The 521-nt window shown below is 69.3% G+C and carries 1 protein-coding gene; it reads left to right on the top strand.

Annotated elements, in window-relative coordinates:
- Positions 1-521 (top strand): thiamine pyrophosphate-binding protein (locus tag WDW90_RS38010; RefSeq protein WP_336492858.1); only part of this gene is annotated, 521 nt, incomplete at both ends.

The raw sequence follows: 521 nt of genomic DNA, 5'->3' as shown, positions 1-521 counted from the left end.
GGCCTGATCTGCGACGGCTACACCCGGGCGACCGGCCAGATGGCGATGGCGATCGCCCAGAACGGTCCGGGCGTCACCGGCTTCGTGACGGCGATGAAGACCGCCTACTGGAATCACACGCCGATGCTGCTGGTGACCCCGCAGGCCGCCAACAAGACGATCGGACAGGGCGGCTTCCAGGAGGTCGAGCAGATGGCCCTGTTCGAGGACATGGTCTGCTACCAGGAGGAGGTGCGCGACCCCTCCCGCGTCGCCGAGGTCCTGAACCGGGTGATCGAGAAGGCGTGGCGCGGCTGCGCGCCGGCGCAGATCAACGTGCCGCGCGATTTCTGGACCCACGTCGTCGACATCGAGCTTCCCCAGATCGTCCGCCTCGAGCGGCCCTCCGGGGGACGGCAGGCGATCGCCCAGGCCGCGCAGCTTTTGTCGAACGCGAGCTTCCCGGTGATCCTGAACGGGGCCGGCGTCGTCATCGGCGATGCCGTCGCGGAATCCGCGGCGCTGGCCGAGCGGCTCGATGC

It is taken from the genome of Methylobacterium nigriterrae (assembly GCF_037106235.1).
Taxonomy (GTDB): Bacteria; Pseudomonadota; Alphaproteobacteria; order Rhizobiales; family Beijerinckiaceae; genus Methylobacterium; species Methylobacterium nigriterrae.
The sequence above is the reverse complement of the archived record's forward strand: the minus strand, read 5'-3'. Positions and strand labels throughout refer to the sequence as shown.